At 55.4% G+C, this 25,037-nt stretch carries 16 protein-coding genes; 12 read left to right on the forward strand and 4 right to left on the reverse strand.

Going from position 1 to position 25,037, the window contains the following annotated elements; translation table 11 throughout:
• Positions 1–266 precede the first annotated feature (266 nt).
• Positions 267–2,519: a polysaccharide biosynthesis tyrosine autokinase gene (locus tag ACVWYI_RS09280; RefSeq protein ID WP_456661762.1), complete on the forward strand. Its 2,253-nt coding sequence runs from the start codon at positions 267–269 to the stop codon at positions 2,517–2,519.
• A 30-nt stretch (positions 2,520–2,549) separates the two neighbouring features.
• Positions 2,550–3,275, forward strand: a complete 726-nt coding sequence (locus ACVWYI_RS09285) for a hypothetical protein (RefSeq protein ID WP_456661763.1) — start codon at positions 2,550–2,552, stop codon at positions 3,273–3,275.
• Positions 3,276–3,538: 263 nt separating this feature from the next.
• Here ACVWYI_RS09285 and ACVWYI_RS09290 read toward each other — a convergent pair whose 3' ends face one another.
• Both ACVWYI_RS09290 and ACVWYI_RS09295 read right to left on the reverse strand, forming a co-directional pair.
• Positions 3,539–4,234, reverse strand: a complete 696-nt coding sequence (locus ACVWYI_RS09290) for an exopolysaccharide biosynthesis polyprenyl glycosylphosphotransferase (RefSeq protein ID WP_456661764.1) — start codon at positions 4,232–4,234, stop codon at positions 3,539–3,541.
• The gene (locus ACVWYI_RS09295) at positions 4,155–4,913 is read right to left on the reverse strand and encodes a hypothetical protein (protein WP_456661765.1); all 759 of its coding nucleotides are present in this window, start codon (positions 4,911–4,913) and stop codon (positions 4,155–4,157) included. Before ACVWYI_RS09295 ends, ACVWYI_RS09290 begins: the two co-directional genes overlap by 80 nt.
• Before the next feature lie 461 nt (positions 4,914–5,374).
• Here ACVWYI_RS09295 and ACVWYI_RS09300 point away from each other — a divergent pair, with 461 nt between their 5' ends.
• The 3 genes from ACVWYI_RS09300 (at position 5,375) to ACVWYI_RS09310 (ending at position 9,224) form a co-directional block, all read left to right on the forward strand.
• The gene (locus tag ACVWYI_RS09300; RefSeq protein ID WP_456661766.1) at positions 5,375–6,304 is read left to right on the forward strand and encodes an ABC transporter substrate-binding protein; all 930 of its coding nucleotides are present in this window, start codon (positions 5,375–5,377) and stop codon (positions 6,302–6,304) included.
• Positions 6,305–7,293: 989 nt separating this feature from the next.
• Complete coding sequence (locus ACVWYI_RS09305) at positions 7,294–7,995, forward strand: WecB/TagA/CpsF family glycosyltransferase (protein WP_456661767.1); 702 nt, start codon at positions 7,294–7,296, stop codon at positions 7,993–7,995.
• A 104-nt stretch (positions 7,996–8,099) separates the two neighbouring features.
• Positions 8,100–9,224: a glycosyltransferase family 4 protein gene (locus tag ACVWYI_RS09310; protein WP_456661768.1), complete on the forward strand. Its 1,125-nt coding sequence runs from the start codon at positions 8,100–8,102 to the stop codon at positions 9,222–9,224.
• Between the two features lie 380 nt (positions 9,225–9,604).
• Here ACVWYI_RS09310 and ACVWYI_RS09315 read toward each other — a convergent pair whose 3' ends face one another.
• Positions 9,605–11,221: a lipopolysaccharide biosynthesis protein gene (locus ACVWYI_RS09315; protein WP_456661769.1), complete on the reverse strand. Its 1,617-nt coding sequence runs from the start codon at positions 11,219–11,221 to the stop codon at positions 9,605–9,607.
• On the reverse strand, positions 11,211–12,335 hold the full coding sequence (locus ACVWYI_RS09320; protein ID WP_456664500.1) for a glycosyltransferase family 4 protein: 1,125 nt from the start codon (positions 12,333–12,335) through the stop codon (positions 11,211–11,213). The genes ACVWYI_RS09315 and ACVWYI_RS09320 overlap by 11 nt, the downstream gene beginning before the upstream one ends.
• A 765-nt stretch (positions 12,336–13,100) precedes the next feature.
• Here ACVWYI_RS09320 and ACVWYI_RS09325 point away from each other — a divergent pair.
• From ACVWYI_RS09325 to ACVWYI_RS09355, 7 genes are all read left to right on the forward strand, one after another.
• Complete coding sequence (locus tag ACVWYI_RS09325) at positions 13,101–14,024, forward strand: O-antigen ligase family protein (protein WP_456661770.1); 924 nt, start codon at positions 13,101–13,103, stop codon at positions 14,022–14,024.
• A gap of 172 nt (positions 14,025–14,196) precedes the next feature.
• Positions 14,197–17,046, forward strand: a complete 2,850-nt coding sequence (locus ACVWYI_RS09330; RefSeq protein WP_456661771.1) for an AMP-binding protein — start codon at positions 14,197–14,199, stop codon at positions 17,044–17,046.
• Positions 17,047–17,142: 96 nt separating this feature from the next.
• On the forward strand, positions 17,143–18,129 hold the full coding sequence (locus ACVWYI_RS09335) for a Gfo/Idh/MocA family protein (RefSeq protein WP_456661772.1): 987 nt from the start codon (positions 17,143–17,145) through the stop codon (positions 18,127–18,129).
• Positions 18,130–18,138: 9 nt separating this feature from the next.
• Positions 18,139–19,185: an NAD-dependent epimerase/dehydratase family protein gene (locus ACVWYI_RS09340; protein WP_456661773.1), complete on the forward strand. Its 1,047-nt coding sequence runs from the start codon at positions 18,139–18,141 to the stop codon at positions 19,183–19,185.
• Positions 19,155–20,558 (forward strand): cellulase family glycosylhydrolase, encoded by a 1,404-nt coding sequence (locus ACVWYI_RS09345; RefSeq protein WP_456661774.1) that lies wholly within the window; start codon positions 19,155–19,157, stop codon positions 20,556–20,558. The genes ACVWYI_RS09340 and ACVWYI_RS09345 overlap by 31 nt, the downstream gene beginning before the upstream one ends.
• A gap of 207 nt (positions 20,559–20,765) precedes the next feature.
• Positions 20,766–21,776 (forward strand): glycoside hydrolase family 5 protein, encoded by a 1,011-nt coding sequence (locus tag ACVWYI_RS09350; RefSeq protein WP_456661775.1) that lies wholly within the window; start codon positions 20,766–20,768, stop codon positions 21,774–21,776.
• Positions 21,709–24,636 carry an Ig-like domain-containing protein gene (locus ACVWYI_RS09355; RefSeq protein WP_456661776.1) on the forward strand — a complete coding sequence of 976 codons (2,928 nt, stop codon included), beginning with the start codon at positions 21,709–21,711 and terminating at the stop codon, positions 24,634–24,636. The genes ACVWYI_RS09350 and ACVWYI_RS09355 overlap by 68 nt, the downstream gene beginning before the upstream one ends.
• Positions 24,637–25,037 lie beyond the last annotated feature (401 nt).

Consider the following 25,037-nt stretch of genomic DNA (forward strand, 5'->3'; position numbering starts at 1 on the left):
TCTTGGTCTTCATAATGGCGACCGACTGACAAAATGAAACGGCGCAACCGGCGCCGTTTCGGCCTAGGTCCGTTAAGCTTCGCTCCATTTATTGCGTGTGTTAGGGCGTCCCGTGGTCCTCCGGGTTCATTTCCCAGGCGGCGCCATGTTAGAGCTGGTCTGCGTTCAAGATGGCGGACATCACGCCAGCGAAGCTTTGAGTGCGGCACGGCTCATGCCGGCACAGGATCCAGACTTGATAGCGGATTGGTTTTGGAAATTGCTTCATGCTGCAAGTAAATAAACCGACCTCCGAGATCAACCGTGCGATTGGTGACGTTGAGGAGTCGCCGTCCCAGACGCTCAGCACGTTTGTCGGTATGATCAGGCGTCAGCTTCCGACTATGCTGACGATTGTCTTGGCTTGCCTGATTGTCGCATTGCTCTATTTGCTCACCGCTGCCCCGCAGTACAGCTCCACCGCGTCGATAGTAATTGATACTCGCAAGGTGCAGCTGTTTCAGTCGCAATCGGCGCTCGGAGATGTCGCGATCGACTCTGCGACGGTCGAGACACAGGTCGAGATCCTTAAATCTGAAAACATCAGCCTCACCGTCATTCGCGACCTGCATTTGATCGACGATCCCGAGTTCGCCGGCGGCGGTGGTGGGTTTCTTAGTGCAGTTTTCGGTTCGGTATCTGGGCTCTTTTCCGGCGGCCATCTTGCATCAGAGTTCGAATTGACGCGTGGAGCGTTGCAGCGCTTTGCGGGTAACCGCACCGTCAAGCGCGTTGGTCTATCTTATGTCATGGAGATCGGCTTCACCTCTCACGATCCGCAGAAAGCGGCGCGGATCGCCAATGCGATTGCTGATGCCTACATTGTCGACCAGCTCGAGGCAAAATATCAGGCGACGCGTCGTGCCAGCGTCTGGCTACAGGACCGCATCAGGGAGTTGCGCACCCAAGCTTCCACCGCTCAGAAGGCAGTGGTTGACTTCAAGACCGCTAACAACATCGTCGATACCGGCAAGGGGCTGATGAATCAGCAGCAACTGACGGAGGTCAATACTCAGCTCATCTCAGCACATACGGCAACCGCCGAAGCCAAGGCGCGGCTCGATCGCATGAACGACATGCTGAAGCAACAGATCCCGGACGCTTCCGTGGCCGACGCGCTGAGGAATGAGACGATCGTCAAGCTAAGGGGGCAGTATGTCGACATGGCTTCGAAAGAGGCAATCTGGTCGGCCAAATATGGTTCGGATCACCTTGCCGCGGTTAACCTCCGAAGGCAGATGGCGGAGATCAAAAGGAACATCACGGACGAACTGAAGCGCATCCAGGAATCCTACAAGAGCGAGTACGACATCGCGATGACCCGCGAGGAGGCCATCAAGTCGAGCCTTAACAGTATCGTGTCGGAATCTCAGCTTACCAACCAAGCGCAGATTCAATTGCGCGAACTTGAGAGCAACGCGCAGTCCTATCAGGCGATGTACGACAATTTCTTGCAGCGCTACATGGAATCCGTGCAGCAGCAGTCGTTCCCGATCACCGAGGCACGCGTGATCAGTGCGGCAACGACGCCGTTGGGGAAGAGCTCACCCAAGACGTTGATTGTTCTGGCTGCGGCCCTGCTGGGTGGCTTGATTCTAAGTCTCGGCGCCGCCATAGCGCGCGAGCTTACGGATAAGGTGTTCAGAACCGCCGGCCAAATGGAGGAGGCGCTTGGCGCAAACTGCATCGCTATACTGCCTGCATTGGGCGATGCCGCTGGACAGTCCGTGCTCGCTGCCAAGTTCAGCAAGAAGGCTGACAGTCCACAGCCCAATCTATTGCGCTACGTTGTCGACAATCCGCTCTCCCGTTTCGCAGAGGCCGTCCGTTCGCTCAAAGTGGCGGTGGACCTCAATTCGATCGTGCGCGAAAATCGCGTGCTGGCGATCACGTCAACACTGCCGGACGAAGGCAAAAGCACGCTCTCGACCAATTTGGCGCACTTGATGGCGCATGGCGGCGCGCGCGTGATTCTGGTCGACTCCGATCTGCGCAATCCCTCGCTGTCTCGGGCGCTGGTACCGGACGCGAAACGTGGCCTCGTTGACGTCGTCGCGCAGAAGGTGCGGCTGGAGGATGTATTGACGGTCGATCCCGAAACGGGGCTTTCGATCCTGCCCGCGGGCACCACCTCAAAGCTTCTACACACCAACGAGATCCTCGCCTCCAAAGCAATGCGCGACCTCGTTGCGCTGTTGCGCTCGAAGTTCGACTATGTAGTGCTGGACATGCCGCCGATGGCGCCAGTGGTCGATGTGCGCGTCACTGCATCGTTTGTGGATTCCTACGTATTCGTTGTCGAGTGGGCGAAGACTAATATCGACGTCATTGTGCACAATCTACGCGGTGCACCGGCGATTCAAGAAAAGCTGCTGGGGGTTGTGCTGAACAAGGCGGACATCAATGTGCTCGCCCGGTACGAATCCCACCATGGCCGCTATGATCAGAAGTACTACGCCCGTTATGGGTATACGGAATAGTGAGCAAACATGCGACGGGATTGGGCGCGCGTGCCTCTGCTGTTGCTCGGTTTTGCCGGTGTTCTTTGGTACTCCGCTGCCCTGCCATCAATCTGGTCAGCGGCGCCGGTCCGCGACGTGACGGCGCGCATACTATCGGATGATCGGTTCAAGTCGGGTACTCTCAGCAAGGTGGCGGCACAGATTGCGGAACAGCCACGGTTGACAGTCGAGCCAAGTGAGTTCGTTCGGGGAGAGGCTGTTATTCTTCTTCGTGCGGCCGAGGAAGCCATGGGAAGGAAGAGGCCGGGGGAAGCGGACCGAGACGTAAAGGTTGCTATAGACAAGGTGAAGTCTTCGCTTTCAGTCAATCCGACAGATGCTTTTCTCTGGCTGATGCTTTACTCAGTGGTGATTAGCCGCGACGGTCTTGATTTCCGCAATATCAGATACCTTGATCAGTCCTATGTGATTGCACCCTTCGAAGGCTGGATTGCACTGAGGCGCAACAGAGTGGGCCTCGCAGTCTTTCAGATTCTGGCGGAGAAAATTAAGAAGCAGGTTGTTTCCGAGTTCGCTGCGTTGGTCGATAGCGATTTCGTCGAAGATGCGGTGGTGAATTTCGAGAACGTGGGTTGGGCCGAGCGAGAACGGCTTCTAACTTCTTTAGAAGAAGTAAAGAGGATACCGCGGGAGACTTTCGCCAAAAGATTGGCTCGCGATGGGGTAAAGGCGAGCGTGCCTGGCGTTGAGGTTGATGTTCGGCCATGGCAATGATCGAGGAGATTGCAGGTCGGTTTCGCTTGCGATCGCACGCAAATTAGCGAAGGACCGCGGGGGCAAAGTAATGACCGCGTTAGAGATCGGGGCCGTTTCTGCGCATATGGAGGCAAGAAAAGTCTCAGGCGGATCGAGGTCAAGGGTCTGCTACTTAGTTCTGCGAAGTGCAGGAAGCATTCGGTTGGCGGATATTTCTTAGAGTCCTGGCCAGGAATGGCAATATCGCTATTCTGTGTTCCAACGTTGGAGATAACCACGGCTTAATAGGCTGATGGTCGCGCGAAGGTGACTACGATCGTCCGCAGCAGGATTGAAAGATCCAATAACAAGCCCCAGTTATTGATGTACCAGAGATCATACTCCACGCGCTTCTCCATCAGTTCAAGCGCGCTTGTTTCTCCGCGGTAGCCATTCACTTGCGCCCAACCGGTAATGCCCGGCTTCACGTGATGGCGGAAGGCGTATTGGCCGATGATCTGCTCGTATTCGGAATTGTGGGCGGCGGCGTGGGGGCGGGGGCCGACCAGCGACATGTCTCCGAGCAATACGTTGAATATCTGAGGTAGCTCGTCGATCGACGTCTTGCGTAGCCATTTGCCGAAGCCGGTCACGCGTGGGTCATTTTTGCTCGCCTGTACGATCGTCGGGCCGTCCTCTAGGACGCGCATAGTGCGAAATTTGAAGATACGAAAGGCGCTGCCGTTGAAGCCGTTGCGCGTCTGGCGGAAGAGCACCGGCCCGCGAGAGGTTGCCTTGATCAAAATGGCGGTGAGCCCCATTATCGGCGCGAAGGCGATCAGAGCAAGCGCGGCGCCTACGAGATCGAAGGCGCGCTTCACAGCGCGCTCCCTCCAGCTCAGGGCCGCGCGTCTGAGCTCAGCCGTCCACGTGCTGCCCGCGTTGACCAGGGGGTACCTCAGGAAGCGAGAAACGTTCGCATCGGGGACCAGATGCACGGGAATGGGCAGGACTTTCAGCCCGAAAATCCAGGATGGTGTCGATTGCGCGCTGGCTGCCCCAGCCCATCAGCAGGAACACGTGCTCGACCTGATTCTCTCGCGCATACGCGATCAAGTCCTCCACGCGGGGGCCTATCCGTGACATCATGAGCGGCGAGGCGAGCAGGTTGGCGCGAATCTCGAGCGTGCGCATCACGCGGTAGCCGTGCTGGCAAAGCTCCATCATGGCGGCGGAAGAGGCCGGCAGCCCCATCTCGGCGATGACCACGATGCGGCTGTTGGCAAACGCGCCTTCGCGCAGTGCGCGCGCAGTCCAGCGCGAGGCGATCGCTTTCCAGACGAGCAGCACAGTGAGACCGACCAGGTAGAATGATAGTATGGCACCGCGGGAGAACTCGTCGCTTACCTTCATGGTGAAAGCGAGCGCAAGCAGCGCCGCGAACACGCCAGTCCAAGTCGTCGCCGCTATCCGCCATTGCCGGCGCATGTTGGTGATACTCTTTAGCCGGTAGCCCTGCTGGACCGTGACCAGCAGGCCAAAATTAATCGCGACCAACAAGCTTGCCGCGGCATAGACGTCAGCGTTGCCGATCGCAGCAGACCGAGAAAAAAGGTGATATGCTACCGCGCATGCCACGCCGCAGGTCACAATTAGAACTCCATCGGCGACGGTCATCAGCCGCTCGACAATCGCTGGGCGCAGCCAAGTCGGACCTGACGACGTCAAACTCGGTGCGCAGCTCTCTGAAATGTCAATTTCTAAGCTGCTGTCCGCAGTCGGGCTAGACCAGCCGGAGCGGAAGGAAGTAACTGCCATGACTATGAAATCCGCGGTTTCAGGAAATTATTTAGTGAGTAACTGCCACGCATTCGAGCAAAGTTATAGTTGAAACAAGAGTTAGCAAAAAGTAACCCTACCACTACGGGCGTGACGCTGCAAATGCAGCGCAACTAGACATTCCGGGGATCTCTGTGGCTCGAACACGATCGCGGCGAAGGCTAGGGCAGCTGCGCGGAAATCTCCGGATCGGATTAGTCACTTTTGCCACAATCGCTATTGCCGGTGCGCTTATCTGGGTGTTTCGACTTGAACCGTTGCCTGTAGCGGCCCGGCATGAGCCGGCCGCGCTAACGGCAGTGCTGCTGGATGGCTCGTTCGGAGTTCGCTTCGCCGGAGAGATGGTCGCCGAAAAGGAAGGATTCTTCGCTCCAAATGTCGTGCTCCGCGCCAAGCCGAGCGATCCCGATTTCGTCGCGACAGTCGCCCGCGAACACGCCATTGGCGTTACCAGCGGCCAGAAGTTTTTGCTGGGCGCCTGGCGTGGCATCCCGGTGACCGCATTCGCGGCAAGCTTGCTCGACACGCCCATTGCGATCTTTACCCTGGAGAGCTCCGGACTGCGCCGTCCGGCCGACCTGGTCGGCAAGCGAGTCGGCTACCGCAAAGGCAGCGAGGGCGAGGTGGTCTTTGATGCCATGATGGCTCAGCTCGGCCTTCCGCGTAGCCAGATTGTCAAGGTGCCCGACCGCGACAATCTAGATGCGCTGCGCACCGTTGAGGTGGACGCGATCATTGCCGAGGTCGGTCAGGAGCTAACGTCGTCCGACCCTGGCTATGTCCGACTGAATGTGATCAATCCCCAGGATTACGGAATTCACGTGCCGGGAATGGTGTATTTTGCCAGCTCGGATTTGCTGTTCGATCGCCCATCGACCATGGGCCAGATCCTTGAAGGTCTGATCAAGGGCTGGCAGTTCGTCTATGGGGACTATTCACGCAGCGTATTTGCTCTTGTCAGCTATGACCTGGAACGGCTTAACTCGGACCGCGTAAGGTTCGAGCTCCAGCAGCAGCGAACTTTAGTCGTGCCGGCGGCCGGCCGCATAGCCGAGTACGACGAAAGTCGTTGGAAGACGCTGCGTGACATCCTCATTTTCGGGAGGCTCGGGGAGGAGACCGTACCAATTTCCCAAGCGGTTACCTACCAACTCCTGCGGGACGTTTACCGCCGTTCGCCCGACCTCGCTGGCGCGGGAGCTTGGAGCGGAGTGCAGGCAGTCAAATAAGTCACAGCTTCGATCCTTGTCGCCTGGAATCCGAGTTCCAGCAGCTGCATCGGTTGCTTGGCGCCCCACGAATTGATAGCGTCCGAAATGTATTTGTTCTTGGGGGCACCGGTCTCGTTGATCGCTGGGCCAGCGCGCCGCCCGGGGGGCGGCTAATGGTTGACAGATTACTGTAGAGGCAAAGGAAATTTCCGAATGTTGACGACCTTCGCGCGAGTGGGTCTTTTGGCGTTGGCTACGTCCCTTTTTTCTGTATGCGGTGCAAGCGCTATGCAGATACCCACGAGCGCGATTTTGCTGCTGGGCGAGAGCCAAATAGCGCCCGTCACCTTCTGGGGCCAACCCTATCCCTATCGCTACGTGCCTTTGCGCCGGTGCCCGCTGGTCCGTGTTGAGACGCCGTATGGTTGGTACTGGGATCGCGTTTGCGCCGCCCCGGGAGGATCCATTCTGCGCCGCGCCTATTAATTCAATCCAGATCGCGCCGCGGGCGGCCAAGCTGCCGAATTAGTTCAAGTCCCTCTCGGGGTTCTGAGCGGGCCACGCGTGTGCGCTGTGTGCATTCACTATTAACAACACTAGCATGTGACACGGTTCGGCGTATGGTCAACACTGCGCCGGCGAATTCTCTTACAACTCAGACAGTCTACCATTTGTAGTCTACCATTTGCGGGGCACCCGAATGAATTTGTTTGCTCTCACAATTTAGCGAAATAATACGGCGGCCGTTCGCCAGGCTCGCCAAGTGTGATCTTTCGGAAGTACGCCTTCTCGTAACTTATCATCTCGAGGGCGTTGACGGTCGACAGCCTGAAGCGCGTTTTAAAATCCACTTGCACAGGCGACGGATCGCCCAGAGTCCATTTTGTAACTTAGGTTCATTCCTCAATCTGTTATGCAAAAGAATATCGTTCGAACCAGCGTGCTTGGCATTCCCGTGAGCCTGGTAAATCTGATCCCAAGCTACCAAACAAATTTCAGCTTGGGCGGTGGATAGCCGCAAAGCTTACTCCGTATTCGTGCGCGACGTTCCCAGTCTTATGCTGGCGCTGAGACAACCGGAGCTCTGCAATTTGCACCAAACCGCTGATCTTGTCGTTGCTGACGGGGCGCCGCTGGTCTGGGTCGCGAAGATGAAAGGCCATGGAGACGAGATTGGCCGTGTGCCGGGCGCGGATCTCGTGGATGAAGTCTGTAAGTTCTCGTTGTCATCCGGGCAAAGCCACTTCTTCTACGGCGGAAAGCCGGGCGTCGCGCAAAGAATGGCTGACATTCTTACTCGTAGGTATCCTGGGCTGAGGGTTGCGGGCATCATTACTCCCCCGATGCTTGATATTGGTCCCAATTTTGATCTGCTCAAGTCGTGTCGAGAAGACATAGACGAAATTCGAGTGAGCAACGCAGACGTCATCTGGGTAGGGATCTCAAGCCCGAAGCAGGAATACTGGATCGCGAAAGCGACGGCCATAATAGACCGTGGAGTGCTTATCGGTGTAGGGGCCGCTTTCGACTTTCACTCTGGGGCCGTTAAAAGAGCTCCGGCCTGGATGAGAAACCACGGTCTTGAATGGCTGCACAGATTGATGAGCGACCCGCGTCGTCTCTGGCGGAGGTACCTTGTACTTGCGCCGATGTTTGTCGTTAAGGCGATCGGAGAATTACTTGTGTCCGGCAAACGGAGAACTAAATAGTTTTTCGCCAATCAAAATAGGACAAGCAGGCCAACGAGCAGTGATGCGCGCGTTCAACAATGAGTGTGATCTGCCTCGATACCAAGCACAGAAGGGGAATGACGTTGAAGCTCTCCGATGAGAAGAAATTGCGCTCGAGCGAGGTTCGCGTCCTGGTCGCGACCCCTCTTGGTTTCAACGGTCGCGGCGGTATCGATCGGTTGAATGATGCGATCTTCGAAGCTGTCAATGCACCGTCGAAAGGGGAGATCGTTGCAGAGCGGCTAGTCACTCGCGGCCAGCGGGGACTCTTCGCAGCCCAGTTCGTATTCGCATTCGCGTTGATCAAGCTCATCCTGCGTCGTGTCACCGGGAAAATAGATCTGCTTCACATTCATCTATCGGACTGGGGAAGCAGCTATCGCAAGGCGACACTAGGCGCCGTTGCTCGCATGCTAGGAGTTCCTTACATCGTGCATCTGCACGGGGCGGTCTTCGATGAATTCTGGGGCGCTGCCCCTCGACGACTGGCGGCTGCAATTGACAGCCTGTTTCTGCATAGCCGACAGATAATCGTACTGGGGAATTACTGGGCGGAAACGATCAAGAGCAGAATACCCGAGGCGGCCGACAGAATTGTCATTCTGCCAAATGCGACAAGGTCTGCGTCCCGGGCTCAAATTCCGTCGACGGACTCGCACGTAAGAATAACCTCGCTCGGGCAACTCGGCGAACGAAAGGGGACACCGCAGCTGATTGAAGCCCTTAGAAGGCTTTCCTCGAAGCCAGGCTGGGTCGCCACGATCGCCGGCGATGGAAAGGTCGACGAAGCGCGCGCGAGGGTCGTCGAAGTCGGACTCAAAGATCGAGTCAATGTGCCCGGTTGGCTAGGACCGGAGGATACCGCCGAGTTACTCTCGAAAACCGATGTTCTTGTGCTTCCATCATTCGCGGAGAACCTGCCAATGGTCATTCTGGAGGCGTTCGCGCACGGTATTCCCGTTATTTCGACGCCCGTAGGTGCTATTCCCGAGGTGGTGGAATCCGGAAGGAATGGAATTCTGGTCCCAGTCGGAGACGTTGACGCTCTCTGTGCAGCACTGGATCGACTAATTGAATCTCCGAAAATGCGAGGAATGTTAGGAGAGGCGGCGCGAAGAGATCACTCTGACAGGTATGAGATCGGGACTTATGTATCTGAGTTAGTTCAGATCTGGCAGAATTTAGGAAAGGTCCAAGTCCAAGCTTGATGCGCATACGGCCGACCGCTTTGAGCCGAAAATGTGCTCTTCGCGGGCGCCGACTGCGGCGGCGATCATTGGACTGTCATCGGCTTGTCGATCGAGATCTGCAAGCCCATTAGTATCGAGTCGCACGCCTTGCGTCGGCTACGTCGTCGAAAAGATCGTCAACGCCCACCCGAAAATCCGAATCGACGATCTGCTGCCATGGGCCAACCCTCTCTTGCCCCGTCACTCCGGCACATGGCCTGATCGACGCTGTCCCGCCCAACTGCGTGCCGCGCCGTCCCGTGAGCGCGACCTCACGGATCCCCCCAAAAAGTCCGTCGAACAAGCAATCTTGATTCCATGCGATCAGATCATCGACCTGAAACACAAGCTGGACCCAACTATTTCCGAGCAAGAAAGTAGGCAAGTCTCTCTACGATGCTAAGGGAGGACGGCAACAAGGCAGCAAGATTTTCGACCTCTGACGGGCGAAAAGGTCGTATAACGAACAGCGATGTGGAGAATAGGCCTAGGCACGCTGCTGCTATGCCTACGCTAGAACCCGGAACGCGGATCCCCGAGTGGAATACTAACGCTGATGCCAGCAAGACCAACGCGGCGAATGCGACAAGCTGAAGCGACCGCGCAGGGTCGAATGCTCTCCACATTTTCGCACGCCGGTAGATGAAGAGAATGATGCCCACGCGCATTGCGCCTTCGGCGATCGGAACAAGCAAGACGCTCCAAAGGCCCCAAAGGCTGACGCTAAAGTATAGCGACGCAACGGAAAGTACTGATATCGGCCAGAGCGTAAGAAGCAGTCGGTGCTGCAGGTCTACGCTCATCACGATTTCGAATATCCTGTAGAGTGTTTGGAGCACTAGGACGACTAGAAGAAAAGGTAAGACGTAGAAATAAGGTGCGTACGCGTTGCGCGACAGCAATGTGATTAGTTCGGCGCCGATGGTTCCCATAACGATCGCGGTTGACATCACCGCAATTAGCTCAACCTTGAACACGAAAGACATAGTGGCAAACATTCGGTCGCGTTGCGCCGACCAGGCTTGTCCTGCGAGAATCGGCTCCAGGCTTGGAAGGACAAGTAGTCCCGGAAATGCCCTCTGTAGTGAGATGCAGAGTGTTTGGATAAATGAAAAGGCGGCAAAGGCGACGACATCCAAGCCTCCTTTGGAGACAATCCTAACGGCCGCCGGACTCGTGGTGAGCCATCCCAAAGTTGATGCGTACGCCGCCGCTGCAAACATTGGTGCCTCCCGAACGTCGAGGGGGGAAGCTTCGGCCGGTCCCGCTGTTTGTCGTCTTGTTACTCGCCTTCGTGTCATGAGAAGACGCATACCGAGTCCAAGTAGAGCAAAGGTGTTGGTTAGCGCGCTGACAACAATGACTAGGCTCGCGTCGACGGAAAATCCGAACATGGCAAGTAGGGAGATTAAAGTGCATCGCGCAACTATTTCCAGCGTAAGCGCGGCTGCTACCTCGATATGTGCCATCCAGCTCTGCGCAAGTGCGTCCGTGTCGGAGAAGAGTGAGGTGCTTGCGAACCAAAAAGCAAATGCGTAGATCGCGGTAATTGAGACTGAGGTTGGGAGCTGGCTGGCGACAGAAGGAGCGGCTAGACAGATCACCAGCGACATGACGATCAGGGAAAGGGTTCGGACTAGGCCCATTCTGACGAGCAGCCAGCGTAAAGAAGCGAAGTCGCGTCGCGCCGTCAAAGAGGGAACAAACCTCATGATCGTGCGGTCGAGACCAAAAGATAGAAGCCTTTCTGACACTAAAATTGTAGCGAGCAAGATTGCGTACGTTGCGTAATTGTTAGGCGTCAAAACCTTAGCGATGAATATTTGAAAGAAGGATGCGAGGAAAAGATTCCCAAACTTATGCGCGTAATAGAACCCCAGTGTCCGCTGAAGCCCTAGTTTGGTGTTCGAGGGAGTTACCAGAAGGTCGTTGTCCGAAGGAGCAAGCTTGCTGCGATCTGCGATATTAAGCTGCATTGGGTGATTTCGCGCGAGTAGATGTGAGGTCCAGTACTTGCTCGTACATCTGCTCTGCCTGGGCCGAGAGTGTTCGCAGCGAGAGATCCCCCAGCATCAAGTTCTCAATATTCTCGCGAAACGTCTTCGTCGAACTCGGATCGGAGGCGGCCTGAATAACTGCGGACGCTAGCGCGAGCGGATCTCGTGGCTGAACCACAAACCCTATTCTAGCTGAACGTACGATTGTCCCCATTTCTCCTACGTCCGTCGCTAGAATCGGGGTGCCAAATGGCAAAGCCGCAAGGAGAACGCCGCTTTGGGATGCTTCAACATAGGGAAGAGCGATAAGGTCGGCGTCAACAAGCATTTGGGCAGCTTCATGCTCGGAGATAAACCGGTTGTGGATCTCGAAGCAATCTGACTTCGCCAGCAGGCTGCTGTAGTTGAGTAGATGCTCACCGGCACCTGCGATCACGAACCTTGCATTAGGAATTTCGTGCTGAACCAGAGGAGCTGCTTCAATCAAATAGCGCAGACCCTTGTATTCTTGAATGCGTCCAAAGAAGAGAATGCGAAACAGGTGATCGCTCGTCTTCGAAAAACCTGCCTGGCGGGCAAGGTTCCAGTATCGGAGCAGAGGTGGGTGAGGGAAAACGAAAACTCGTTCAGGGCAGATCTGAAAGTTGCGAATCGCATCTCTGCGAAGCCCTTCGCCATGTACTACTATGGCCGTCGCTTGCTTTGAGAGTAGTTTGACGAAGCTTCGCGGAACACGCGCGGTGCTGTCATCGCCTGGATGGACGAAGACGTCGTGAAGCGTTATAATGAACGGAATATTTCTTAGACAAAAAGCCAGTAAGTTGAGCCAGAGGTAATTCGAATCCAGGCAATGGACGACGTCAGGCTGATAAAGGCCTATCTCGCGCGCCATTCTGAACATGAACGGCACATTTTTTAAACTTCGTTGACGGGGCCATGCAGTCCAACGGATCTTGAGCCGGTTGGAATTCTCGAGTTCGGGCTTTCGGAATTTCTCCGGAATGAAAAGAACCACGTCGTGGGCTTCGGCCAGCACTTGTGCGTACTGAAGCGCATAGTCCGGGATTTCAGGCGCAACGAGGGCAATGAGCATGAACACGGGGCTTCGTTAATGTATTGTTGAACTTCTTCTAACCCGGGCTACTCGAGATGACGAGATATCACTTCGTTAGAAGCGTGATTAGATGAACTATCAAGCTTAATACGCTTTGTTTGCCAAGTAGATCTAGCATCAGATGGTATGGCATTCTATAACTCGGCGGCCGCGAGCTGCGCAGCTTCCCGCCGAGTTCCTATTTCACTCAGAGGTTGACGTTGGGGTGGCTATTGGGCAGTGCCAACTCCTGGTATTGCCGCTGCGACCAATCCTTTATCCCCTCGATTTGCAGGAGGGTTATCCGTTCGTTCAGAGAGTTGCGCTGTGCCTGTCGAAGGAGTTGTGCCAACAACAAAATATAGATCATTAGGCAGGTCGGGACCCGCTACCAGAAGCGGCTGGGATTCGTTCGCAATTGGGACCGGTGTGGTCCTAATTTTGCTTTTTCAGCAAAGTGCTTTCGTAGAGATGCCGGCCGTAGTCGGTTCGACTTCGCGCGGTGCGACGCAGGAGGCCAACGCGCTGAACACGGTCGCGATCGCGCTTAGTTCGATACTTGTGGGCGTGCTTGTCTTTGTGAACGGGCGAGGCGTAAGTAGGTTGTTCAGCAGGAACGTAGTCGCAACACTCTACGCCCTATTAACCATTGTATCCACGGTCTGGTCGATCCACCCCGATCTAACGATACGGCGGAGCTTCGGCTACCTAGTTTCAATATCAATTGCGGCTCTTCTCGTTGTGAGATTCAAGAATATCACCAGGATGAATTTTGTTTCGATCAGCTTTGCTGTTTCGGCGATTGGATCGGTTCTCTACGTCATGGCGTTCCCCGAGTGGGGTATCATGAATGCTTCGACGCTTGTTGGAACCTGGAGAGGCGTCTTTACGCATAAGAATGTTCTCGGGCCGATAATGTCGGTCGCTGTCTTTGCTGAACTATACATCATCGTATCATTCTGGGGGGTGGTATCACGTTGGCGCTTCGCGCTACTAACACTCTATTTTGCGCTCGTTGTTCTGTCACAATCGGTTACGGCCATCTCAGTGTCGATCGGCTATTTGCTTGCGACCTCTATCTTTTTGATATGGAAGCGACGACGGCTCGTGGGGGCAGGGATTGGAGCCATGGTGGTGCTCCTTGTCTTGTTCGGCATATTCATTCTCTGGTACGAGCCAGAGTTCGTGTTGGGGATTTTCGGCAAAGATGCGGGATTAACCGGTCGGACCCAGCTTTGGGATCTCGTTGTTAATCTCATCTATGATCGACCCGCGCTGGGCTATGGCTACCGCTCAATGTGGGATGAGTCTGACGTCTTCCGAAAAATTGCCGATGACCAGACTGGTGGGTGGGGTGTGACTCACGCGCAAAATGCGCTGCTTGAGATCGCCTTGGAGCTCGGAATTGTTGGCGCTTGCATTGTGTTAGTCTACCTCGGACTCGCAGCGTGGCGAGCAATTGCATGCTGCAAGCGAGGGCAGCTCGATCATGGCGTTCTTTCGCTGATATACATCTTTGGAACTGTCGCGGTCGGCCAAACTGAGATGACCATCGGTTGGAATCAGAGTCTCTCTTGGCTGATGTTCAATTTACTGTACTTCGGTTCAGGGGAAATCCTTTCTCGTGGCGCGGTTCGATACGGGCCGCCTGCTGCGAGCGACCGTCTGGTTGAAGCTGCAGGCTGCTAAGCCGATGAGCGTAGTCGCGCGAGATAAGGTCGACTTGAACTTTCGCAATTTGCGGACAGGAGCAGGAAGTGCAGGACATTGTTCAGGGCCAGTTATAATTAAGGGCCCTCAACCTGGTCCCACGTCGGGTTTCGACGAGTCAAAATCATCAGAGTAAATCGGAGCATTTGAAATGCGCCAACATTTCGATGGCACTCAGAACATTGCCCTTGAGTTTGTCAACCAAGCTAGAATTAATCCGGAAGCAATTGCGATCGTTTGTGAAAACGAAACTATAAACTACGGAGACCTCTTGGCCCTTGCGAGCACTAATGCCTCGCTGTTGAGGAACTTGGCGCAGTGCAAGTCAGGCCCTGTAGCGATATTAGGTACTAGGAGCGTTGAAACCCCACTCGCAATGCTTTCGTGTCTGTTGGCAAAATTGCCCTTTGTGATCTTGGATACGGCGTATCCGAAAGAAAGAATCCTGGATATCTTGCGGATATCCAGTGCTGCGGTTTGCTTTTATCCGTCATCACTCGCAACGGGACGCGACAGCCAATTTCGCACAAAGGCGGGCGCGATCGCATGGCTCGAAATCGCGAAGATGCGTACCCAAGATCCCACTAATCTCGTCGATCCAGCTGGCCTTTCTGTTACCCCAGATGATGTTGCCTATTTGCTTTTCACGTCCGGAAGTACAGGATTTCCAAAGGGCATCCTTACCGGACACGCTCCAATTGTTCACTTCATCAGATGGTACGAGAACGTATTTGGGCCGCGGCCAGGATCTAAGTTCTCGATGCTCTCTGGCTTAAGTCATGACCCCTTGTTGAGAGATGTCTTGGTTCCTCTTTCATTGGGGGGGGAGCTGCATATCCCAAAGCAGTGCGATCTGCTTGCTCCTGACCGGTTGTTTAACTGGTTGGACTCGTCTCACATCGAATATGCCCATCTCACTCCGCCACTGATAGACTTGCTATCTGCGCGCAAAAGGAAAGATGAGATACAAAGATTGCGATATGTATTTTGTGGTGGCGATGTTCTGCGCGGGGCCACTGTCAAGCATGTGCGGGAGTTGGCGCCTCGAGCTCACTTGGTAAATTTCTACGGAACTTCAGAAACTCCGCAGGCGATGACATACCAAATTATTGGTCCTGAATTGTCAGCCCCATACCCACTAGGAAAGCCTATTTCTGATGTCAAAGTGTGGATCGTAGATGAGGACCTGAATAATCTCGAAGTGGGAACGCAAGGAGAAATTGCCATTGAGACCGAGTATCTCTCCTTCGGGTACATAGGGCACGATCATCGGCAAGACGAGGGTGGGCGCAGAAATGCATTTCTGCAGAGAGGTGCGACCCCTGATAGCCGTGACAGAATGTATCTAACCGGAGATTTGGGTTATGCCGATCAAGAGGGCCGTATCTATTTTTGCGGTCGCAGGGACGATCAAGTCAAGGTAAGAGGATATCGAGTTGATTGCATCGAAATCGCCGCAGTTTTCGAGCGCCATGGGTTGGTGAAGCGCGCCATCGTTTTGCCCGAAGCGAGCGAATCTGGCGATACTATTCTAGTTGCTTATGTCGTTGGAAATGATGGTGGAGTTAGGCGGTTCGCACCCGATCTCCTTCCGTCATATATGATCCCCAGCTTAGTTGTAAGTGTCGACCAACTTCCACTGCTTCCGAATGGGAAGGTGGATCGGTCCGCGTTGCGTTCAATCGGCCAGAGCAGAATCGCCGCTGCGGCAATAAAGAATGTTACTGACAGCCAGTTTCTTAGAGAGGTCTCGGACGCGTGGGGCGGGATTGAGTTCGACGGTGATCAATCGTTCGTAGAACTAGGAGGAGATTCACTTTCGTACGTGAGAATGTCGCTTCTTATCGAAGATCGCCTTGGTTTCCTACCCGTGAACTGGGAGGAGATTCCATTTGTGAAGCTGGCCTCCATGGAGATCATATCAGCAAGCGTGCAACGTGAGGCAGGCCTATTTTCATTGGTGAGCGTAGAAGCCTCCCTGCTATTTCGCGCGATATCGATCACACTTGTTGTGTTAGATCACGCAAGAGTTGGTTTTTTTACCGCGACCTCAACGTTGTTCTTGGTCTCCGGTATGAGTTTTGGCCGCTTTTTGCTGCCGGGAATACTTGAATCCGGGCGTCTTCTTCCAACGCTGGGGTTCATTACAAAATTTGCCGTTCCTGCCGCGATTTGGCAGTTATTTAGAGGGGATCCAGCCCATCATATTTGGCTTCCCGACATATTTCTGATGGGGACTCTTTTCGCGAATCCCGATGAAGGATCGCTACCGTTTTGGTTTTTGGACATTTTGGCCGCGAGTTTGTTGATATTCGCAGCTATAGGTAAAGTCTACTATTGGTCTAAGCATTTGCTGGGTCGAGCGGAGCAAGAGGGCAAGGTAACATTTGCATTTTGCGTTAGCGCCTTCTTCGTAGGGCTCTCTGCGCTTTTTCTCCAAACTCAATTAGATTGGTGGAATGGTGAGATTAATCATACCAGCGTCGGCCCCTTTCGTTGGTTTTGGTTGTTGCCGCTCGGTGCCGCCATATATTTTGCGCGATCAACGTACGAAAAGCTGTTACTCACGGCGATCACTGGAGCGCTTGTTGTAGCAGCCTACGGAAACCTTGTCGTGGCTGGCTCGTTTATGCAGCCGTTCAGCGCATTCTTATTCCTTTCGATCGTGATAATGATCTGGTTTGGCAGAATTGTTCTGCCGAGGATTCTCCGAGGTAGTTTTGCAGTGCTGGCTCAGCATTCGCTTTTTATTTACATGTTGAGCGGTTGGGTTGCGAACAAGTTGATGCCGAAGCTTGCGGTAGTTGGGATTCCCGACTTGCTTGTTCTCCGTGTTTGCCTGGCGGTTGCATGCGGTGTAGCAGCGTCGGTGGTATGGAATGACCTTGCGGACCGGGTACTCGGAGTGATCGGTCGGAAAAGGATCGCCCTGACCGGCTTGCGAGGATGGCCTTTGCGACGACGCGACAGTCGCGAGGCAAGCGGAGAAAGCAATTCGTAAGTTGCGGGCCTTAAAGTAGCACTTCTCATTCCGCTCGGCCTGCTTACAGGCGCTAGCCGCCTCTCAACCAAGCGCTATTCGCGTGGAGAAAACTACATGAAACCCAATATCGCGCTTATCGGCTGCGGAGCGATTGCGCAGAATTTTTATCTTCCGTCTCTAGCTAGGCGACGAGATGAATTTGGCGACATTTGGCTTGTCGATCCGGGTAACAAGGCGACAAAAGCAGCCTCGTCAGCTATTGCCGGACGGCCCGTTTCAGACCTTTCGGACGTTTCGGGCGAGGTAGCCCTTGCAATCATTGCTGTACCAAACCAGTTGCACTGCTCGCTAGCGCAAGCTGCAATAGCTCGGGGTGCGCATGTCCTTATCGAAAAGCCCTTTGCGATCTGGCCAGAAGAAGCAAGTTCGCTCGTTGACTGTGCGGCAACTGCCAAGCGAGTTGTTGCCGTGAACCAGACTAGGCGATTCATGCCCTTGGTGCGTGACCTGCGAACCCGTGTCGCATCGGGAGAATTTGGTACATTTCGATCGGCCACCCACTATGAGGGCCAGAAACTATCGTGGCCCTTTGAGTCGGGTGCAGCGTTCGCTCCAACTGCGCAGCGTACTGGCGTGATCATGGATCTAGGCGCTCATGTTATTGACTTCTATCACTACCTTTTCGAACCCGAGTGGATCGTGATTTCGGCGCATCATGACGGATTTTATGGTCCTGAAGGCTTGGCTGAAATTGACCTTCAGGCCGGGGACGCTCCAATCGCGATTCGACTCAGTCGGTATCAGAAGCAGGAGAACGTTGCTCGATTGGTATTCGACGAAGTCGAGGTGCACATCAACCTCGAAGGTTTGAATTCTTATGCGGTCAAAGAAAGGAGTGGCAGTGTGCGGATTGTTTCAGGTCACCCAATTGTCACGTCATACGAGGATCTGGCTGATAACGTCTTAGAGAATTTTATAGCTGCATCGAAGGGCGCCATTGATCCAACGTCCTCCGGCGCAGGATCCATGTCCGTCATTCGAGTGTTAGATCAGATCTACCATTCGGCGTCGCTGTATCCTACAAACATCGGCGCAATCTGAGGAAGTGTGATGAAAGTTGTCGTGTTCGGGGCAAGTGGGTTTGTTGGAGGGTGGATCTGTGAAGAACTGAACGCCCTAGGTGGCATCGATCTCCACGCCTGCGTAAGAAGGTGGGCGGCATCCGCCAGGATCGCGCGCCGCGGGATAAAGATGAGCCAAGTGGATCTCGATAGTGGCGACGATTTGCTGCCAGTGCTATCGGGCGCGGACGCGGTCATAAATGCCGCTGTTCCATCATCGGCTAGCGAACCAACGCTTGCGCTTCGCCTTTATGAGGCTTGTGCCCAAGCTGGCGTTCCGCGGTTCGTTCAGTTCAGTTCGGCCGCCGTCTACGGGGATCTGGTTGGTGACGTTAATGAGGAAAAGGTTTCGCCTATCGACGAGTACGGTCTAGGAAAGGTGAAGATGGAACGCCTGCTACTGGATGCTGCGGCGAAAGGGGGTCCCCAACTCACCATCTTGCGGCCCAGCATAGTATATGGGCCATTTTCTGAATCTTGGACCGTTCGATATGCTCAGCGGATTGCGAGGGGACGATGGCGAGGCTTGGGGGTTTTTGGCGAGGGGACATGCAATCTAATCCATGCTCATGATGTCGCGCGGGCAGCGATCTTGGCCGCGACATCAAGTGTGACACCTGGATCCCATGTATTGAACATCAATGGGCCTGAGGTCGTGAGTTGGAACGAATACATTGAGCGCTTTGGCGACGCCTTAAACGTTCAGGATCGAGTAACTCCTTCAGCGATGCATCTATCTGCAATGATTTCGGGCACTGAATTTCTTCGCGTGGGTGGAAAGTTTCTGAAAACTCACTTTAATTCACTGTTCAGAAAAATTGGCGCCTCTGGGCGTGCCGGACCGGCGGTTGTCGCTGGAGCCAAGTCCGCTGCCGATCTGTATCCGAATCGATCCGAACTCCAACTCATTCGACGACGCGTGACGTACAATTCGGAACGAGCTGTACACGAGCTAGACTTTCGTCCCTCAATTTCGCTTCTTGATGGCCTGAAGCAAAGCGCAGAGTGGTGCAGAAGCCATGGGGTGGTGAACTAGAGGGCGGCCCGTTGCTGCGCTGGCAGATCTCGGTCGGCCGAGCGATAATGTTTGGCCTGCGTTTGAGGCTTCTCGGAGTTGTCGTTCTTTTCGCTGTCGGCGCCAGCGATGCGGACTCAGCGCCCGCGTTTGTTGGTGCCCATAGTCCATTGCTCTGCATAAATGCGCTCCAGCCGTTTGGTTTTGCTCAATCGTCTGTCGAAGGGGGAGTGTCAGCGTATGACGTCAACCCGTTTCGTAATGGAGGGGCCGACTTAGACGTCATGCCGGATGGGCGCCTACGTTACATTAGCTCATCTGGCTTCAATTGCATTCGAATGGCTGTTGATGTCGGTGCGCTCATGGCTGCGGCCGACGACCTTACCCTGGAGCGTTTGCTCGGAGAGTTGATAGCTGGCGTCGAACGCCGCGTTAGAAGTGGTTTAAAGGTAATCGTCGATATTCATCCGCTCCCGAAAGATGCGCATCCCGTGCACGGCTTTTCGGACGTTGATGTCATCGATGGACCCGACGGTCAAAAATTTCAACGGCTTGTGAACGTTGTGTCGCTGTTAGCGATGAAGCTCGGTTCGAGATTTCCTCCCGAAGACATTTCGTTAGAGCTGTTCAATGAACCGCCAGAGGTCGGCGCCTTTTCGGCAAAGACAACATGGAATGATCAGATTGAGGTCTATTGGCAGCGCATTCGCAATGTGTTGCCGAACCATCTACTGATAGTAGCCGGGATGGGATATGCGGCGATCGATGACACTACGAGTGGAGGGCGTGGCGGTGGCTTGTTAGGTCTTCGTCCTCAGAATTTTGATGAAAACACGGCGTTTGCTTTTCATCCGTATGAGTCGCCACTGTTCACCCACCAGGGAGTGCCAGGGTTTTATGAGCACGTTCATAACCTATCGTTCCCTGCAGACAGCCACCTCGGAGGACAAGAAAAGGCAGAGGCCGATTTCAGAAGTTCAGTCGATTCAGATACGAAGCTCCCTTGGTACGAAAAGCGAAGAATGATCGCGTCGTTCGTTGGTAGTCCTCGGCATGCATATAGCTTCGGGAGGTATTGGCGAGAGTTCGGCAGTCAAGCCGCCCTGGCAGGTCGCCTAGATGTCGCGGCCTCGTGGGCTGATCGTCATGGGATCGACCGTCGACGACTCTTCAATACTGAATTTGGTGTTAACAGAAGCCAGCCATCATGCGGCGACCTTGCACCCGCGAAGAGTGTTTTCGCTTTTGTACGTGCGGTTCGTGAAAACTCTGAAAGGGCCGGAATTGGCGTTGTCACGATCCACGAATTGCAGGGCAGTTGCTTTGCGATATCCGACAAGAGGGCTCCGTTTGAGTTGGATCAGTCGATATTGCGAGCGTTGGGATTGAAATGAAAGCTCTTTCCTGGCTTCGGTAGCTGGACTGCTAATTGTAGAATGGCCAGAAGTTCGGTTCGCCAAAAATAATCCGAACGGTAAGAAGTGAGCGAAAACGCTAAAATCTTAGCGCTGAGAATATCCTGACATTGCGAATTCGTCAGCTACTAACTCGTGGCGTCTGCAGAGTTCAATCTGTCAGGCCCTGAGGGGATGGAGCTGAGGATGGCTACGGTTGGCGTCAATGTGAGCGGTGCAGAATATTCATGGATGCCGTTCGTAGGTGTTACTGATCTTGACTACCTTGCCAACCAAGGTGTCACTTTGATCAGATTGCCAATCAGTTGGGAGCGAATGCAGCCCACGCTGAACGGTCCCCTTGATCCTACCTACCTGTCAGGTCTGGAGAACGTCTTAAGTGAAGCTGCCGCACGCGGCATTCAAGTAGTTATCGACCTTCACAATTATGGTAGATACAATCTTAACTATGCAGCAGATGCTGCTGCGAACTACGGCATTGTCGCCCCTGACGCTCCAGATTCTTCGGTCATCGGATCCTCCGCTGTTCCTGTCTCAGCGTTTGCGAGTTTCTGGAACGCGCTAGCAAGCCAGTTAAACGGCCATGCTGGCTTGGCCGGGTACGACATCATGAACGAGCCCAACAATATGGGGAGTTCGACGATCTGGCCCCAAGCGGCACAGGCGGCGGTCGACGCTATCCGAGCGGCGGATATGAAGACTCCGGTTTACGTCGAGGGCTATCAGTGGGCGAGTGCCGCGAATTGGCTGGTCTACAACGCAAACCTTCACATCACTGATCCCGCCAACAAAATAATCTACGAGGCGCATCAGTATTTCGATTCTAACGGTAGCGGACAATACGCACAAACCTACGCGCAGCAGGGAGCTACTCCAAATGTCGGAGTGCAGGACCTTCAGCCGTTCCTCAGTTGGCTGCAAGCAAATAACTACCAGGGATTTGTGGGCGAACTCGGCGTTCCGAGCAATGATCCAAACTGGACTGCTGTACTAAACAACGCTCTCAGTCAGCTGCAAGCTGCCGGCGTGTCCAGTACTGTGTGGAACTACGTCTACGCCGATCCTTCCGGGAAGAACTCGTGGTGGCCGGTCACTGATTCATTAAGCATTGATCCCAAGGCAGGATGGGGTGCGGCGACGATGGAGGCCATTTTCGCGCATTTGGCGCCCTCCGTCTTGGGAATTTTCGAGCGATAGTAACATTGTTGGAGGCACCACGAGTTCAGGTCATGTCACGATCGTCGGACATGCAGCTTCCAACGCCACCCTTCAGATATTCGATGGCTACGGCCAAGTTGGAACGGCAACGGCAGATGCCTCCGGAAAGTGGACGTTCACGACGGGACCGCTGAGCAATGGAGCTCACAGCTTTGCTGCAATTGAAGTGGATGTGGCAGGCACGAAGAGCCTTCTTTCATCCAGTGTGCCGTTAACTGTCGCAGTATCTCAAGTAGCGCCAGCGATCTTGGGTTTCTCCCCGGACGGCGGAGTGGCGGGCGACGGCATCACCAATGTCAACCACGTCACGCTGACCGGAACGGCGGCAGCCGGGACCACGGTCCAGGTGTTTGATGGCGCGAAGCAGATCGGGACCGCGACCGCGAATGCGAGTGGCGCCTGGAGCCTTGCGACCGGCACGCTGGCCGATGGCAGCCATGCCTTCACCAGCAAGGCGGTGGACGCGGCCGGCAACATCAGCGCGGCATCCGCAGCGCTGACCGTGACGATCGACACCGTGGCACCTTCGGCACCGACGGTTGCCGCGTTCTCCCCGGACAGCGCAGTGGCGGGCGACGGCATCACCAATGTCAACCATGTCGCACTGACGGGAACGGCGGCGGCTGGGACCATGATCCAGGTGTTTGACGGCGCGACGCAGATCGGGACCGCGACCGCGACCGCGAGCGGCGCCTGGAGCCTTGCGACCGGCACGCTGGCCGATGGCAGCCACGCCTTCACCAGCAAGGCGGTGGACGCGGCCGGCAATATCAGTGCGGCGTCCAAAGCGCTGACCGTGACGATCGACACCGTGGCACCTTCGGCACCGACGGTGGCCTCGTTCTCCCCGGACAGCGCAGTGGCGGGCGACGGCATCACCAATGTCAACCATGTCACACTGACGGGAACGGCGGCGGCTGGGACCACGATCCAGGTGTTTGACGGCGCGACGCAGATCGGGACCGCGACCGCGACCGCGAGCGGCGCCTGGAGCCTTGCGACCGGCACGCTGGCCGATGGCAGCCACGCCTTCACCAGCAAGGCGGTGGACGCGGCCGGCAATATCAGTGCGGCGTCCAAAGCGCTGACCGTGACGATCGACACGGCGGCCCCTTCGGCGCCGACGGTGGCCTCGTTCTCCCTGGACAGCGCAGTGGCGGGCGACGGCATCACCAATGTCAACCATGTCACACTGACGGGAACGGCGGCGGCTGGGACCATGATCCAGGTGTTTGACGGCGCGACGCAGATCGGGACCGCGACCGCGACCGCGAGCGGCGCCTGGAGCCTTGCGACCGGCACGCTGGCCGATGGCAGCCACGCCTTCACCAGCAAGGCGGTGGACGCGGCCGGCAATATCAGTGCGGCGTCCAAAGCGCTGACCGTGACGATCGACACGGCGGCGCCTTCGGCGCCGACGGTGGCCTCGTTCTCCCCGGACAGCGCAGTGGCGGGCGACGGCATCACCAATGTCAACCATGTCGCACTGACGGGAACGGCGGCGGCTGGGACCATGATCCAGGTGTTTGACGGCGCGACGCAGATCGGGACCGCGACCGCGACCGCGAGCGGCGCCTGGAGCCTTGCGACCGGCACGCTGGCCGATGGCAGCCACGCCTTCACCAGCAAGGCGGTGGACGCGGCCGGCAATATCAGTGCGGCGTCCAAAGCGCTGACCGTGACGATCGACACGGCGGCCCCTTCGGCGCCGACGGTGGCCTCGTTCTCCCCGGACAGCGCAGTGGCGGGCGACGGCATCACCAATGTCAACCATGTCACACTGACGGGAACGGCGGCGGCTGGGACCATGATCCAGGTTTTTGACGGCGCGACGCAGATCGGGACCGCGACCGCGACCGCGAGCGGCGCCTGGAGCCTTGCGACCGGCACGCTGGCCGATGGGGTTCACGCATTTACCACCAAAGCAACCGACGCTGCCGGCAACGTCAGTGTGGCGTCTGCGGAACTCGACGTTACAGTCAATACAGCTTGGTCGGGTAATCCTTCAGCGGTTTCGGTCGTTCATATCGATAACCTGGGTACAGCGAGATCGACTGATCTTGTCACCATCGACGGAAATACCACCAAGACAATCCACTTAGACACGAGCGGACATATGCTCAGTGCCGAGGTTTCCGCTGCTGATGGAGCGAGCACCACGACGATGTATTTCGATGCCAGTTGGCACCAAACAAAGGCCGACATCGTCACTGTGAATGGCAATGAAGCCAAGACGGTTCATTTGGACGCAAACTGGCAGGTAACTAGCGCCGATATAACGAGCGTGGATGCGAATAGCGCTACAACTATTCAGTTCAACAGCGCGTGGCAGCAGACAGGAGCGGAAATATCGACGATCAACGGCGTCACTACGCAGACCATTTACTTTGACGCAAAGTGGACCGTGACTGGCGCGGAGATCGCTACTGTTGAAGGACACAGCACCACGCTGACCTATTTCGATGCGAACTGGAAAATGACTGGTGCTGCGATTTCAGATCCGCAAGCCGTCACATCTTTTGATGCAAATTGGCACCAGGCACAACCCAACTCAGCTGTCGGGCAACCGGCCCTCAACGTTATGAGCGGTACTGCGGATAACGATGTCTTTGTCTTTCGGGGCAATTTTGGAAGCAACGTGATCACTAACTTCCAGACTGTTGGCGCAAGCCATGATGTCATCCAACTCGATCACACGACTTTCAGCGACTTCAACGCAATAATGGCCAGCGCCGTGCAAAGCGGAGACAATGTTGTCATCACAGCGCATGAGGGCTCTGTCATTCTAGAGGGAATGCAACTTGCTGGCTTGCATCCTTACGATTTTCATCTGGTTTAGGTCGGCGATTGTCAAACGCCGGCTTACAGGGGGCGCGCTCCTCGTTGAGTTCCTCCATGCTAACGATCTGCTCTGGGAACGTTGCACGGGCGCTCGGGTCTTATCGCGTCCGTGCCTGTGCATAGACGGCATCTCCGCCGGCGCACTAGCGCAATGCATCTCGAGGAACTTAAAGTCCATCCAGCCGAGACCTTAGATCCGCCGTTGCTTATATGGTCGGTTCGATCGGATACGCCTCGCGCAGGCGAAAGTCCTTTTCGCCGGGGATACGTCGAGTGACTAATGACGATCGCATTGGCGACGCACCTGAAATCAATAGCTTCGCAAATTAACTACGTTGATCGCAGGTCTCGGTTACGAGGTAATTGAGAGGCAACTAGCGAAACCCGGCTGCCGGCACC

It is taken from the genome of Bradyrhizobium sp. LB13.1 (assembly GCF_054056815.1).